The organism is Luteithermobacter gelatinilyticus, from assembly GCF_005849285.1.
Taxonomy (GTDB): Bacteria; Pseudomonadota; Alphaproteobacteria; order Sphingomonadales; family Emcibacteraceae; genus Luteithermobacter; species Luteithermobacter gelatinilyticus.
The window spans coordinates 751,736-766,529 of record NZ_CP040517.1 but is presented as its reverse complement, the minus strand read 5'-3'; the positions used below and the strand labels follow the sequence as shown (position 1 = coordinate 766,529).

General features: G+C 54.8%; 11 protein-coding genes and 1 pseudogene. 3 read left to right on the top strand and 9 right to left on the bottom strand.

Features of this window, described 5'->3' with window-relative positions:
• Positions 1-11: 11 nt before the first annotated feature.
• The 5 genes from FE788_RS03470 to FE788_RS03450 form a co-directional block, all read right to left on the bottom strand.
• A complete protein-coding gene (locus tag FE788_RS03470) occupies positions 12-461 on the bottom strand; it encodes a PAS domain-containing protein (protein ID WP_168190248.1) in 450 nt (149 codons plus the stop codon).
• Positions 462-694: 233 nt separating this feature from the next.
• On the bottom strand, positions 695-2,065 hold the full coding sequence (locus FE788_RS03465; protein ID WP_210414119.1) for a glutamate--cysteine ligase: 1,371 nt from the start codon (positions 2,063-2,065) through the stop codon (positions 695-697).
• A 170-nt stretch (positions 2,066-2,235) separates the two neighbouring features.
• A complete protein-coding gene (locus FE788_RS03460; protein WP_138379330.1) occupies positions 2,236-3,000 on the bottom strand; it encodes a retropepsin-like aspartic protease family protein in 765 nt (254 codons plus the stop codon).
• 44 nt (positions 3,001-3,044) lie between these two features.
• The gene (locus FE788_RS03455; protein ID WP_138379329.1) at positions 3,045-3,836 is read right to left on the bottom strand and encodes a class I SAM-dependent methyltransferase; all 792 of its coding nucleotides are present in this window, start codon (positions 3,834-3,836) and stop codon (positions 3,045-3,047) included.
• A 54-nt stretch (positions 3,837-3,890) separates the two neighbouring features.
• Positions 3,891-4,655 (bottom strand): 16S rRNA (uracil(1498)-N(3))-methyltransferase, encoded by a 765-nt coding sequence (locus FE788_RS03450; protein WP_138379328.1) that lies wholly within the window; start codon positions 4,653-4,655, stop codon positions 3,891-3,893.
• 60 nt (positions 4,656-4,715) lie between these two features.
• Between FE788_RS03450 and ubiA the strand changes: the two genes are divergently transcribed.
• Entirely contained in the window at positions 4,716-5,666 is a 951-nt protein-coding gene (gene ubiA, locus FE788_RS03445) for a 4-hydroxybenzoate octaprenyltransferase (RefSeq protein WP_138379327.1), read from the top strand.
• A 158-nt stretch (positions 5,667-5,824) separates the two neighbouring features.
• On the opposite strand, the pseudogene metH reads toward ubiA, so the two are convergent.
• The 3 genes and pseudogenes from metH to FE788_RS03430 all read right to left on the bottom strand — a co-directional run bounded on the left by metH (position 5,825) and on the right by FE788_RS03430 (position 11,546).
• Positions 5,825-9,556, bottom strand: a pseudogene (metH, locus tag FE788_RS03440) (methionine synthase).
• Positions 9,549-10,481, bottom strand: coding sequence for a methylenetetrahydrofolate reductase [NAD(P)H] (metF, locus tag FE788_RS03435; RefSeq protein ID WP_210414118.1), 933 nt, complete (start codon positions 10,479-10,481; stop codon positions 9,549-9,551). Before metF ends, metH begins: the two are co-directional and overlap by 8 nt.
• Before the next feature lie 123 nt (positions 10,482-10,604).
• Complete coding sequence (locus FE788_RS03430) at positions 10,605-11,546, bottom strand: ArsR/SmtB family transcription factor (protein ID WP_138379326.1); 942 nt, start codon at positions 11,544-11,546, stop codon at positions 10,605-10,607.
• Positions 11,547-11,730: 184 nt separating this feature from the next.
• Between FE788_RS03430 and FE788_RS03425 the strand changes: the two genes are divergently transcribed.
• Positions 11,731-12,540: an MlaA family lipoprotein gene (locus FE788_RS03425; RefSeq protein ID WP_138379325.1), complete on the top strand. Its 810-nt coding sequence runs from the start codon at positions 11,731-11,733 to the stop codon at positions 12,538-12,540.
• A gap of 28 nt (positions 12,541-12,568) precedes the next feature.
• On the opposite strand, the gene rimK is transcribed toward FE788_RS03425, so the two are convergent.
• Entirely contained in the window at positions 12,569-14,014 is a 1,446-nt protein-coding gene (rimK, locus tag FE788_RS03420; protein ID WP_138379324.1) for a 30S ribosomal protein S6--L-glutamate ligase, read from the bottom strand.
• Positions 14,015-14,148: 134 nt separating this feature from the next.
• Between rimK and FE788_RS03415 the strand changes: the two genes are divergently transcribed.
• Positions 14,149-14,721: a hypothetical protein gene (locus FE788_RS03415; RefSeq protein ID WP_138379323.1), complete on the top strand. Its 573-nt coding sequence runs from the start codon at positions 14,149-14,151 to the stop codon at positions 14,719-14,721.
• The last annotated feature ends 73 nt before the right edge of the window (positions 14,722-14,794 follow it).

Below are 14,794 nucleotides of genomic sequence, written 5' to 3'. Positions count from 1 at the left end.
GGGGGCCGGGTTTAAAAAAAGTGATTGGAGGCAATGATCATATTTACATTTTCGCCGTCATCCGACAGGGGCAGAACAAGGCAGGAATAGCGGGTCAGTTCCTTATTGGCGTAACGCAGCCGGTCCTCTACATAATAAGGTTTGCGGTTTTTCACCAGCCAGGTAAAGCGGTCAATGACGCTAGCGGAATTGGGAAAGTCATCCGCCCAATGGCCTTTCAGGCTGAGCCCCGTAATCGTGTCCACCTCTGTGCCGGTCAGGCGGACTTTGTAGCGTAAGGGGGTGTGGTGGACCTCAATCAAAATAAGGCAAGACAGCAGAGCAGGAATATCACCGGGGTCAAGATCCCGGCGGGCTGGCATGGGGCGTGCGGCACATTTGGACAGCCAATATTGATAAAGCTGATGATGGCGATCATCTGAAAATACTGTCGTATCAATTTCCTTCATAAATACGGCCATCCACTTCTCCTGTATGAGAATATTATCATATAATATCATCATGCCGTAAGGATGGAATGTCAGGAGACATCCCTTTCTTCTACGCCCCCCTCTGACGGGCCCGATTCCAAACGCCCGGTCAGTGGCACTGTCTTGTTTTACAGTACAGGGAAGAGACAGGATGAAGACGGCCAACGGGGCACCATGCCGCAATATTTCACCTTAGATCTAATTCATTTTAGACCTCTCCAGGTTCAAAAAGCATGATCACTAAACAGGCGCGTAATATCGCCGTTCCATTCCTTGTGATATTTTTCCAGCAACACTTCAGCCTGGGTTCTGCCGCTTTCGGCGATGGCAAAAAGGCTGTTCAGAAAAATCCGTTCATCTTCGCCGGTGCTGTTGAGCTTGCCCCGCCGCTTGAGCCCCTCCGCAGAAATATCGAGCAGATCCCGGGCAAGATCCAATACTGTCCCTTTCCCAAACGGAGTTTTCAGGGCTGTTTTCGGAACCTCCCGTCGCAAATAGTCGTGGTCCTCAAGGCTCCAGCCCTTGCACAAGTCCCAAGCGGCCTCAAGCGCCGCAGAATCATACAGCAGCCCTACCCACAAAGCCGGCAGGGCACAGATAATATTCCAAGAACCGCCATCCGCACCACGCATTTCCAGGAACTTCTTCAGACGCACTTCAGGGAACAGGGTACTCATATGATCTTCCCAGTCCTGCATAGTGGGCCTTTCCCCCGGACAGGCCGACAGGCGGCCTTGCAGAAAATCACGAAAGGACTGGCCGGACGCATCAACATATTTGCCGTCGCGATATACAAAATACATGGGCACGTCCAGGACATGGTCCACATAAGCCTCATACCCCATGCCGGCTTCAAATACAAATGGCAACATACCGCACCGGTCCGGGTCAGTATCGGTCCAGATATGGCTGCGATAACTCAGATAGCCGTTGGGTTGCCCTTCGGAGAAAGGTGAGTTGGCAAACAGGGCCGTCACAATGGGTTGCAGTGCCAGGGATGTGCGGAATTTCCGCACCATATCCGCTTCATCGGCATAATCCAGATTGGTCTGTACGGTCGCGGTCCGATACATCATATCCAGTCCCAAATTGCCGCGTTTGGGCATGTAGGCGGTCATGATGGCATACCGGCCCTTGGGCATTTTCGGCACATCTTCCCGGCGGGTGTTGGGATTAAAGCCCACCCCCAGAAAATTAATGCCCAGTTTTTCGCTGACCGCCATGGTTTCCTTCAGATGAGTGCCCACCTCGGCACAGGTTTCATGAAGGGTTGCAAGCGTCCCCCCGGACAGTTCCAGTTGCCCTCCCGGCTCCAATGTTATGGATTGGCCGTTTTTTTTCAGACCAATAATATACTCCCCTTCCATGATAGGGCTCCACCCAAACTCTTTGGCCAGCGCTTCCAGAATGGCCCGGATGCTGCGTTCGCCGTCATAAGGCACAGGACGCAAGGTATCTTTACAGAAAGCAAATTTTTCATGTTCTGTGCCGATCCGCCACTGTTCGCGGGGTTTTTCTCCCGCGGCAATATACTCAATTAACTGCTGTTTGGAGGTGATCGGGTTGTCTTTTTTGGCCAGGAGTTGTTGTGTCACGCGTCCACCCTTCTTGGAAATAATGCTACAGGGATCTTACTATCCTGCGAGCCTGTCTTGTCCACTAAAAGCTCTGATAGACTTATTTTCCGGCCGGCGAAAGTCAAATTTTTGTGGTGTGCCAAAAATCAATTCCATCAGAAGTCATCCAGAATTCGTCATGTGGGGCTTCAGGGATATAATGTCAATACATCATTTGACACTTGATAGGAGGACAGGCGACCCAGAAAACTCATACCCAAAAGCGCATGATCCAGCCCTTCCCGAATAACGGCGGCGCGCACGCCGCGCATGGTAATGGGGCCGAGCCGCATTTCTTCCAGGCGTATGCGCGCCCCATAGGTCATGCCGCTGGCGGTCCTGAAGGGCAGCGTATAGTCCAGCTTGTCCGGGTCAATGCCGATACGACGCGCCTCTTCGGCCGGCAGAACTACATCGCTGGCGCCGGTATCCACGATAAAAACAATCGGTTCACCATTCACCGCCACCCGGATGACAAAGTGGCCGTTTAAGGTGGCCGGGAAGGAAATCCCGCCATTCACTTGGCGGCCCTGTACCGGGTTAAGTTCACTGCCCAGCCGCCCCATGCCGCTCCAGATGCTGTATCCCAAGGCAAGAAGACTGCCGATCAGAACCCACAGCGCTGCATGACGCAGCGCCTGACCGGGATTGCTCATCACATGCAGCAACAGCGAACTCCCAATCAGCCCGAGCAGAAGAAGATCGTAAATCAGATCAACCGCCACCCGATCGGTGACAATGACGTCGGGAAAAATCCAGATCAGCACCAGCGTCACGGCCAGCGCAATTGCCACCCATTTTAGAATAGTGACATAGGGACGACGGGGCGCGGATGGTGTCGGGTCGCTTCCCCGCCCCCCATTGTCAGAGGCTTTTCCCCTTTCCCACGGAGATTTAAAATCGGGATCCGTCATGAAGTTCACATCACTATTGCATATTACTTGTGCCGATTGTTCGTTTACATGGGCGGGACCGGTTTACGAAATTTCAGGACGAAACGGTCCGTGGCATCGCGCCTGGTTTCCACATCCCGGAAAACGTTATAGTCACGGCTGTCTTCCGGGTGCGCCAGTAAGTCGCTTTCGGCCACCAGCTCAAATCCCGCGGCCGTGACCTCATGGATCACTAGGGCCTTGTCTATGCGGTGCAGGCTTTTGACATCCCGCCCGCCGGATCCTGCCTGCGCGCTATGATCAATAATGGCATAGATGCCGCCCGGTTTCAGGCAGTCATAAATGGCCCGGTTCATGGCCGCCCGGTCTGTCTTCTGCCAGACCGTGTCGTGATAGAATAACACATTGGTCACCATGTCCTGGTCCATAGGGAAATCAGGCGCACTCAAATCCGCCACCCAATAGACCACATTTTTATTCCAGGGCGGGGAAGAATATTTCTGCGCCATTATGCCGCCGGGTCCGTATACTTCCGGGCGATAGGTCACCAGAAATGGCGGCGTATGGGCAATGACCCGCCCTCCCTCGCCTACTGCCAGAGACAGAATTTCCGTATAATAACCACCGCCTGCGGCAATTTCCACAATCTTCATACCGGGTTCCACCCCAAAGAATTTAAGGATTTCCGCCGGCTTGCGACGTTCGTCACGGGCTTTGTTTTCTGCGCTGCGCAAGGGGCTGTCCACTGCCATCCGGATGTGCCCGGTCTGCTCTGCCGCCATGATCGGCCCCCCGCCCAACACCCCCCACAGGATCAGACCCGCCACCCAGGTAATACGTCTTACATTCATGCTCATTCTGTCTCCCTTTCTTTGCTGGCTTTCTTTGTTAGATCGCTGAAACGGGGCCTATTATTGCCAGTCCCCGGCATAACATTGCCATAAAGCCAGCGCTGCCACGGCCGCCGTGTCAGCCCGCAGAATCCGTGGCCCCAAGGTCACCGCCACACTTTGCGGGTGCTGACGAATCATATGACGCTCCTCTGGCGTGAACCCGCCTTCCGGACCAATCAAAATAGCCCATTTATCCAATCCCGTCTTCTCTTCCGCTGCTTTCACGGCGATCCCCAAAGGCGCAATGTCCTGTCCGCCCTCCCCTCCGGCTTCATCACAAAACAGGATCAGCCTGTCTTCCGGCCAGTCCAGCAGCACCCGCTCCAGCTTCACCGGTGAACGGATCTCCGGCACAGTGAGGCGCCCGCACTGTTCGGCGGCCTCTATGGCATTGGCCCGCAGCCTTTCCTCCTTCACCCGGTCCACATTGGTGCGCCGGGTCATAACCGGCCAGATTAACGACGCCCCCAACTCCGTTGCCTTTTCCACCATATAATCCAGCCGGGCCCGCTTGACGGGGGCAAACAGATACCACAGATCCGGTTCGGGGCTCTGTTCCTCGATCTGCCCCAAAACCCGGACCTCGGCCCGGCCCTTGCCGGTTTTTTCCAGCCGCGCCATCCATTCGCCGTCACGACCGTTGAACAGCGCCACCACCTCCCCCTCTTTCATGCGCATAACATTCATCAGATAATGGCCCTGATGACCGTCAATCAGAAAACCGGCCTCTTCCGAGAGGTCATTTTCCACAAAAAGCCGAATATTGGGATTTGCACTGGACATGTAATGATTTACCTTCATTTTATATCTACTTCATATTAGCGGCAGAGATACAAAAGACCAATGACAAAACAGCAGACACCACCGGAAACTACCCCCGCTGACTCGCTGCCGGACAGTTGGGTTTATCGCTTTGCCCCCGCCGCCGCCGTGCCTTATCTGCAACTGATGCGCGCCGACCGGCCCATTGGCACCTGGCTTTTACTATGGCCCTGTCTGTGGTCCATCGCCCTGGCCAGTCACTGGCTGGAGGTGGGTTGGCGGCTCGGGCTGCCGCATCCGGAATTCTTGATTCTGTTTGCGATCGGGGCTTTTGTCATGCGGGGGGCGGGCTGTGTAGTGAATGACCTTGCCGACCGGAATTTCGACGGCATGGTGGAACGCACCCGCGGCCGGCCCCTGCCCAGCGGACGGGTCAGTGTGAAACAGGCGCTGCTGTTTCTGGCGGCGCTGTGTTTGATCGGGCTTGTCATTCTGGTGCAATTCAACCTCTTCACCATCAAGCTTGGCGTGGCTTCGCTGCTTCTGGTGATCACCTATCCGTTCATGAAGCGCTTGACTTACTGGCCACAGTTTTTTCTGGGCCTTACCTTCAACTGGGGGGCGCTGATGGGCTGGGCGGCGGTGACAGGCGGGCTTGGGGCCCCGGCAATTGCGCTGTATATGGGCGGAATTTTCTGGACCTTGGGCTATGACACCATTTACGCCCATCAGGACAAGGAGGACGACGCGCTGATCGGGGTGAAGTCCCTGGCGCTGAGACTGGGGGAAGCCACGCCGGGCTGGCTGGTGCTGTTTTACGGCTCCGCAGCGGTGCTGTTCATTCTCGCTGGCGGAATGGCGGGCCTGGGGCTTTCTTTTTATGTGGGCATGCTGCTGGCCACAGGCCAGTTGTTATGGCAGATCCGCAAGCTGGACATTCATGACGAGCCGACCTGCCTGCGGCTGTTCAAGTCCAACAAGATTTTCGGCTTGCTGGTTTTTCTCAGCCTCATTGCCGGGCATTATTTCTAGGCGGGTTAGAGTGAATTGTGAATGGGTCAACCTATTCGCAATTCACTCTAATTTCTGGTGGCCTGCGGCACAGCTTCACCGTCATGGCAAGGCGCGACAGCGACGCTATTCATAAAAATATGGCCATAAAAAATATGGTAAGGCTTGTTATGAGTGTCCTACCTTGAATATGCCAGGTTAGAGGCGAGCCAGCGTTCCACCTCCTCCACAGTTTTATTTCGGCGCCGGGCGTAATCCTCCACCTGATCCTTCGAAATCTTGCCAATACCGAAATACTGGCTTTCCGGATGTGAGAAATAATAGCCCGAGACAGAACTGGCCGGCAGCATAGCCATGCTGTCGGTCAAGGTCACCCGGGCGTATTGCTGCGCCTTCAAGAGACTGAACAGCGCCGGCTTTTCCGTATGGTCCGGACAGGCCGGATAGCCCGGCGCCGGGCGGATACCCCGGTATTTTTCCTTGATCAGCTCCTCATTGGTGAAATCTTCCTCCGGCGCATAGCCCCAGAATTCCTTACGCACCCGCTCATGCAGGCGTTCGGCGAAAGCTTCCGCCAAACGGTCAGCCAGAGCTTTCAGCAAAATACCGTTATAATCGTCATGCCGCGCGTCGAATTCCGCGAGTTTGTCCTCGATCCCGAGACCCGCCGTGACCACAAAACCGCCGAGATAGTCCTCCAGACCCGCCTCTTTCGGTGCAATAAAATCCGCCAGGCACATATTGGCGCGCCCCGGACGCTTGGCGATCTGCTGGCGCAGAAAATGTACGGTTTCCAGAACGGCGCCATCCTCGTCATAGAGTTCCACATCATCGCCCACACGGGCCGCCGGCCAAAAACCGATTACCGCCCGGGCGCGCAACCATTTCTCATCAATTATGGATTTGAGCATGGCCTGAGCATCCTTGAACAGGCTGCGTGCCGTCTCTCCCACCACATTATCGTCAAGGATCTTCGGATAAGTGCCCGCCAGTTCCCAGGTACGGAAAAACGGCGTCCAGTCGATACGATCCACCAGTTCCGCCAGATCATATTCCTCAAACACCTTAAGGCCGGTAAAGGCTGGTTTGGGCGGGTGGTATCCCGTCCAGTCGATAGGATAGGCGTTGGTCCGGGCCTGCTCCAGGGGGATCTGGTTTTCGGTTTTTTTGCTGCGGGCATGTCTTTCGCGGATATCGGTATATTCGCGGGCGATATTTTCCACAAAACTGCTTTTCTGGCTTTCACTCAGCAGAGCGCTGACCACCCCTACCGCGCGCGAGGCATCCAGGACATAAACTACAGGCCCGTCATAATTGGGGGCAATCTTCACCGCTGTATGCACGCGGGAGGTGGTCGCACCACCAATCAGCAGCGGCAGCGTCATGCCCCGGCGCTGCATTTCCGCAGCGACCGTACACATTTCTTCCAACGACGGCGTAATCAGCCCCGAAAGGCCGATAACATCCACCTTTTCCTTCTCGGCCGTCTCCAGAATTTTTTCAAATGGCACCATCACCCCGAGGTCAATGACTTCATAACTGTTGCATTGCAGGACCACCCCCACAATATTCTTGCCGATGTCATGTACATCCCCCTTCACCGTCGCCATCAGAATCTTGCCCTTGGCCTGCGTGTTATCGGTCTTCTCGGCTTCGATATACGGAATCAGATGGGCCACCGCCTGCTTCATCACCCGGGCGGACTTCACCACCTGGGGCAAAAACATCTGACCCGACCCGAACAGGTCGCCGACCACATTCATGCCGTCCATCAACGGCCCTTCGATCACCTGCAACGGCCGGTCGGCTTTCTGTCGCGCCTCTTCGGTATCCTCGATGATATAGGTGGTAATCCCCTTGACCAGCGCATGGGCAAGACGCTCTTCTACAGGCGCCTCCCGCCAGGACAGGTCTTCCTGGGGCCGCGCCCCCTTTTCCCCCTTGTATTTATCAGCAATTTCCAGCAGCCGGTCCGTGGCGTCAGGCCGACGGTTGAGGATTACATCCTCCACCCGTTCGCGCAGTTCCGCTGGAATTTCCGAATATACCGTGATCATGCCGGCATTCACAATCCCCATATCCATGCCAGCCTGAATGGCGTGATACAGAAACACGCTGTGCATGGCTTCACGCACCGGATTATTGCCACGGAAAGAGAAGGAAATGTTGCTCACCCCGCCGGATACATGACAATAGGGCAGGTTTTCCTTGATGCGCCGGGTGGCGTTGATGAAATCCACTCCGTAATTATTATGTTCCTCAATCCCGGTAGCAACCGCAAAGATATTGGGATCAAAAATGATATCCTCCGGCGGAAAGCCGACTTTTTCCGTCAGCACCCTGTAAGAGCGTTCGCAGATTTCATATTTACGCTCCTCGGTATCCGCCTGGCCGATTTCATCAAAGGCCATGACCACCACTGCCGCGCCATAGCGTTTGATTTTCCTGGCCTGCTCGATAAAGAGTTCTTCGCCCTCCTTGAGCGAAATGGAATTGACAATGCCCTTGCCTTGCAGACATTGCAGGCCGGCTTCGATCACCGACCATTTGGAGCTGTCGATCATGACCGGCACACGCGAAATGTCGGGTTCGCTGGCAATCAGATTGAGAAAGGTGACCATAGCCTGCTCGCTGTCCAGCATGGCCTCGTCCATATTGACGTCGATAATCTGGGCACCCGCCTCCACCTGCTGACGCGCCACATCCAGCGCCGCGGCGTAATCTCCGCTCAGGATCAGCTTCTTGAACTTGGCGGAGCCGGTTACATTGGTCCGCTCCCCAATATTCACGAAAATCGGACTTTTTTTCATGCCATTTTTTCTTTCTGTCTTTATGTCGTTTTACGCACTCTCGGTCTGGATAACTTCAAAAGGCTCTAGACCGCTCAAGCGCAAATGCCGGTCCAGCACCGGCACCTTTCGGGGCGGAATATCCTTTACCGCTTCGGCAATGGCACGGATATGATCAGGCGTTGTCCCGCAACAGCCGCCAATAATGTTGACCAGGCCACTTTCCGCCCATTCCTTAAGCTGGGCGGCCATCTGTTCGGGGCTTTCGTCATATTCGCCCATCTCGTTGGGCAAACCCGCATTGGGGTGGGCGGACACATAGGTATCCGCCACTTTCGCGACGGTCAGCACATGCTGGCGCAGTTCCCTTGCCCCAAGCGCGCAGTTGAACCCGATACTCAACGGGTTGGCATGACGCACGCTGAACCAGAAGGCTTCTGCCGTCTGGCCGCTGAGGGTGCGACCGGAAGCATCGGTAATGGTGCCAGAAATCATAATCGGCAGGTCGCGGCCTTTTTCCTCAAACACATTCTGCACGGCGAAAATCGCTGCTTTGGCGTTCAGGGTATCAAACACCGTTTCAATCATGATCAGGTCCGCTCCCCCGTCCATCAGCCCGCGCGTGGCTTCCTCATAGGCCACACACAAGTCCTGGAAACTGGTATTGCGGAAAGCAGGATTGTTCACGTCCGGTGAGATGCTGGCCGTGCGATTGGTCGGGCCCAGCACTCCGGCCACAAAACGCGGTTTATCCGGCGTTTGCCCTGTCACTTCATCGGCCACCTCACGGGCCAGTCGCGCCCCCTCCCGATTCAAGTCGTACACCTGATCCTCCATGCCGTAATCGGCCTGGGAAATGCTGGTGGCATTGAAAGTATTGGTTTCCAAAATGTCACAGCCGGCATCCAGATAGGCCCGGTGAATCTCTTTCAGAATGTCAGGCTGGGTAAGCGTAAGCAGGTCATTGTTGCCCTTCACATCCTGGCTCCACCCAGCAAAACGCGCGCCCCGATAACCGGCCTCATCCAGCTTATACGCCTGAATCATGGTACCCATCGCCCCATCAAGCACCAAAATGCGATCTTTCAGAATTTCATGTAACAGGTTGGTGCGCTCAGTCATCGCTTTCTCCCGCGGCAATGCTCCATTTTGGCCGGATACCGAGAATATGGCAGATGGCCAGGGTCAGCTCGGCCCGGTTCAGGGTATAAAAATGATAATTTTTCACACCGCCTTGATACAGACGGATACACTGTTCTGCCGCCACCACGGCCGCCACATGGCGACGGATCGCCGGACGGTCATCCAGCCCTTCAAAAAGATGTTCAAGCCAGTGGGGCACAGAGGTGCCACAGCCCTCGGAAAACCGCTTGGCCATTTTGAAATTGGTTACCGGCATGATGCCGGGCACGATCGGGACATCAATACCTGCCGCCAGAACCCGGTCCAGAAACCGAAAATACAGGTCCACATCAAAAAAGTATTGGGTAATGGCCCGGTTGGCGCCGGCATCAATTTTGCGTTTCAGATTGTCGATATCCGCCTCAAGAGACGGGGAATCCGGATGGCATTCCGGATAGGCCGCGACGGAAATGTCGAAATCGCCAATCTTGCGGATACCTGCGACCAGATCCGCGGCATTGCGATACCCCTCGGGATGCGGCGTATAGGCCTGGCCAATGGTGGGCATATCCCCCCTGAGCGCCACAATATGGCGCACCCCTTCATCCCAGTATTGCCGTAAAATGTCATCCACTTCGCCCCGCGAGGCCGCTACACAGGTCAGATGGGCCGCCGGGGTCAGGGTGGTTTCCTTGAGAATGCGCGAAACGGTGGCATGGGTGCGTTCCCGGGTACTGCCGCCGGCGCCATAGGTGACGGAAACCATTTCAGGCTGCAGGGGTTCCAGCTTGCGAATGCTGCTCCATAATGTCTGCTCCATCTGTTCCGTCTTGGGCGGAAAGAATTCGAAGGAGACCTTGATGTCCTTGGCTTCTGTAGCAAACAGATTGGGTCTTAACAGATCTGCTTTCTGATCTTCAGTCACGTGCTGCCTCTTTGGTGTTTTGTTTATTCTTGTCTCTAAGGGGTTTCTTGCCTGTATCGGGCCTGTATCGGGCCTGTATCGGGCCTGTATCGGGAAATGTTTCCGGGGGATGCGTCGCGGTATTTATTTTTTGTGTGCCATCCAGATGGAAACCTCCAGTTCCCGGCCCTTCAAGCGGATCACCGGATCACATATGAGCCCAACCTGTCGGCACCAGGCGCTGATTTCCTCATCCGCAAACCCCAGCCGGCGGTGGGCATGCTCTTCCCGCAAAAATTCCAGATCATGGGGGGAAAAGTCCACAATGATAACGCCGCCACCTTTTTTCAACAAGCGGCTGGTCTCCTTGAGCGCGGATAACGGCTCATCCGCAAAATGCAGAACCTGATGGAACAGCACCAGATCAACAGATCGGTCCGGCAAAGCCAGATCATACATATCCCCCTGGCGAACCTGACAATTATTCACCCCCGCTTTTTCCAGATTGACCCGGGCGACGGACAACATTTCCCGGCTCAGGTCAATGCCAATCCCCTTGCCAATATGGGGGGCAAAAATCTCCAGCATACGGCCGGTACCGGTTCCCACATCTAGAAGAGTGTCAATTTTCATGCCCGCCGTAAGTTCCAGAAGCAGCTTTTCCACATCCCGTTCCGGCACATAAAGTGAGCGGATCTTGTCCCAATTTTCCGCATTGAGGCGAAAATATTCGGCGGCCTTTTCCTTCCGCTCCCTTTTCACCTCCTGCAAACGCTCCTGGTCATGCTGCAACAACTGGTCCTGCAGAGGAATAAAGGCCATAATGGCCCGTGCCAGATCGCCACCCGGCGTGCCCGCCTCGGCCAGCCGATAAAAAATCCAGGTGCCTTCCCGGTGCCGTTCCAGAAGCCCGGCTTCACACAAAAGTTTGAGATGTCGGGACACTCGGGGCTGGCTCTGGCGCAAAATGGTCACGAGCTCCGTGACCGTCAGTTCACTAAACTCAAACAGCGCCAGAATACGCAACCGGGTTTCCTCTCCGGCCGCCTTTAACCCGGCAAGCAGTTCTTCTACAGAATATGACACGATTTCCGATCCCTTCTCGATACAAAGAAATATATAAATATATATTTATATAAAGTAAATACACTTCATCAAATATTTCCCAAAAAGATGTTACCTGTTGCCTGTTGAAAAGAGCGGACAACTTCTGTACAAATTGCCCTTCAAATCGGCTTTGGGGAGAAAGGCCCCGATTATAAGGACAAAAATGACGACAGTTCGCAATTACTCCACATCAGGGCCTGCTCATTTTTTTATCTTGTTATGTCTTTTCTGCTCTCTTGTGCTGATGACCGGATGCGCCAAACGCCCGCCGGAGTCCGACCCGGAAGCTCTGGCCGCATATGAAGAGGCAAACGATCCGTTTGAGCCATTCAACAGAGCAATCTTTGCCTTTAACATGGCCTTTGACGATGCCATTCTGGAACCCACGGCCAAACTGTATCGCAAATGGGGCCCCCCGACCCTGCGCACAGGGATTTCCAATTTTGTCAATAACTGGCGGGAACCGATCACCTTTATCAATGATTTCCTGCAAGGAAAACCGAAACGGGGCCTGACCTCGATTTCACGGTTTCTGATCAATTCCACCTTTGGTTTGCTGGGAATTCTGGACACCGCAAGCTATTGGGGCATTGAACGTCATACAGAGGATTTCGGCGAAACCTTTGCGGTTTGGGGCATTGGCGAAGGGCCTTATCTGGTTCTGCCTATTCTCGGCCCTTCCAACGTGCGGGATTTTACCGGATTTATGGTGGACTTTTTCTATGACCCGGTCAGCCTGTGGCTGGAAGATCGGGGCTGGACCTATGTCCGCTATGGCCGGCTGGCGTTGCGGGGGCTGATTTACCGCGAGGAAAACCTGGAAACCCTGGACGATCTCAGTAAGTCATCCACGGATTTCTATGCCACGCTACGCAGCGCCTATCGCCAACTGCGACAGTATGAAATCAATGACGGCGCCCTGGACCTTGGGGCCGAGGATGATCTGTTTGACGATCTTGACGAAGATTTCTAAACCTGTTCCCGGCTCCCATATCCCCTTCTCAGGATGACGCCCGCTGGCGGCTGGCCTCTTCCAGACGGCGCCGTCTTGAGCGATCCTGACGAACCCGCCTTGCCGCCATGATCTTGGCGCGTTTTTCAATATAATCCAGGATATGCCCGGCGATATTTTTGCCGGTGACACTCTCGATCCCTTCCAGCCCTGGTGAAGAGTTCACTTCCAGCACCTTGGGGCCACTCTCTGTTCGCAGCATATCCACCCCCGCGACGGACAATCCCAGCACCCGGGCGGCCTTGACGGCCGTAGCCCGCTCTTCGCGGGTAATTCTTACTTTGGTCGCATTCCCCCCCTTATGCAGGTTGCTGCGAAAATCCCCTTCACTGCCCGTGCGTTTCATCGCAGCCACCACCCGATTGCCAATCACAAAACAGCGAATGTCCGTACCAGCCGCTTCCTTGATGAACTCCTGGACCAGAATATCGGCATCCAGACCGCGGAAAGCATCAATAACGGATTCCGCTGCCTTACGGGTTTCCGCCAGGACCACACCCTTCCCCTGCGTGCCCTGCAACAGCTTCAGAACCAGCGGCGCACCGCCTACAATCTTGATCAGATCCATAGTATCGCTGGGAGAACTGGCATACCCTGTCACCGGCATGCCGATCCCTTGCGCGGCCAGCAATTGATGGGCATAGAGTTTATCCCGCGAACGCCGGATGGCATCAGAGGAATTGAGGCAAAACACATTCATGGCCTCAAACTGGCGCACCACGGCCGTGCCATAAGAGGTCACCGATGCCCCAATGCGTGGAATGACGGCATCATAACTGGCCAGCACTTGTCCGCCATAACGCACTTCCGGATGGGCGGAAGTAATATTCATATAACAGCGTTTGGTATTAATGACATCCATGCTATGGCCGCGCCGCTCTGCCTCTTCCACAAGGCGGCGGCTGGAATAATTATGTGGTTCTCGGCTCAGCAGCAGAATCTTCAGCGGCCGGTGCATGGGCTCTTCAGCAACCAGATCGTCATAAAGGCTTGGCGACAATTCCCCGCACAGACAGGACTGCACTGGATCCACAATCGCCCGCCCCTCAAGCGCCTTGCGCCCCAGGAGCATACGATAAGCCATGTTTTCCCGATAGGTCAGGGAGATTTCCGTTTCCCATTCCTCCCCCCCGATGGCCAGTGTGGTGGAAATAATATGGCGCAATTCCGTCTGTCCGTTGGAGCTGGTCACGTCACGTTTGCCCACCAGCGGGGCCGTGCAATAGATTTCAATATCCGGACGTTCCGGAATCGGATGCACCCCGAACGAAACCATGGGCTTGCCTTGTTCGGTGAATTCATAAATCCCGAACGCATGCAGCGCGGAGGTTCGCGCCCCCGTATCCACCTTGGCCTTGATCGCCGGCAGCCCCAGCTTTGGCAAAGCCAGCCATTCTTCCCAGCCCACTCTAACTTTTTTGACCTCTTGTGGCATTACATGACTCCTTCCAAGGTGAATGCCCGCTGTTAGGGAATTACGTGACCTAAGTCAATGTCGTTTTTTATTCCCGCCCCTATACTGAAAGACAACATACTGTATACTGAAAAAAACAAACAGGGAGAGCAGTCATGGTGGATTATAGCAAAAATGGGGAAACCGATCAGACCGTCAAGGACAGAGCCTTTGCCGCCAGCAAAAATTTTCTGATTCTACAATGGCCGGCCTATACGGTGCTGGGGCTTCTGGGCATATTGCTGCCCTGGCTTGGTGAAGTGGACATGGCGACGCTGGCGGGCACAATGTTGCTCATCAAAGGGCTGGTACAATTGGCCATACTGCTAAAATGGGGGGTGAGGCCAGGATTTGCCTGGCGGGCGGGGATCACCATCTTTACGTTAATTGTGGCCTGGGGCATCCTGATGGACCCTCTTTCCTTGCATATCCCACTTGAGATCAGCATCGGCGGCTATTTGCTGGCCACGGGGTTATATGTGGTGATTGAAGGCCGCTATACCTTTGCAGGACATAAAGCCGGCACCATGGTTGGCACGGGCTATCTTTCCATTGCCTTTGCCCTCACCCTGCTGACAGGGTGGCCCTCTGTTGCATTCTGGACCCCTGTCCTGGCGCTCAGCCTGAATCTTTTGGCCGTCGGGCAGGCTTCCCGCATTATCAACACGGCCATTGCCCCAAGTGACTAGAGTGAATTGTGAATAGGTTGGCTCAATTCACTCTAAAACAAATGGCGGCAGATTAAAGACACATAAAATAGGC

Bases quoted from the DNA above. Each gene is read 5' to 3' on its own strand.
- FE788_RS03460 (WP_138379330.1), bottom strand. From the start codon at position 3,000: ATGACGGATCCCGATTTTAAATCTCCGTGGGAAAGGGGAAAAGCCTCT.
- FE788_RS03455 (WP_138379329.1), bottom strand. From the start codon at position 3,836: ATGAGCATGAATGTAAGACGTATTACCTGGGTGGCGGGTCTGATCCTG.
- FE788_RS03470 (WP_168190248.1), bottom strand. From the start codon at position 461: ATGGCCGTATTTATGAAGGAAATTGATACGACAGTATTTTCAGATGAT.
- ubiA (WP_138379327.1), top strand. From the start codon at position 4,716: ATGACAAAACAGCAGACACCACCGGAAACTACCCCCGCTGACTCGCTG.
- FE788_RS03425 (WP_138379325.1), top strand. From the start codon at position 11,731: ATGACGACAGTTCGCAATTACTCCACATCAGGGCCTGCTCATTTTTTT.
- rimK (WP_138379324.1), bottom strand. From the start codon at position 14,014: ATGCCACAAGAGGTCAAAAAAGTTAGAGTGGGCTGGGAAGAATGGCTG.
- FE788_RS03415 (WP_138379323.1), top strand. From the start codon at position 14,149: ATGGTGGATTATAGCAAAAATGGGGAAACCGATCAGACCGTCAAGGAC.
- FE788_RS03450 (WP_138379328.1), bottom strand. From the start codon at position 4,655: ATGTCCAGTGCAAATCCCAATATTCGGCTTTTTGTGGAAAATGACCTC.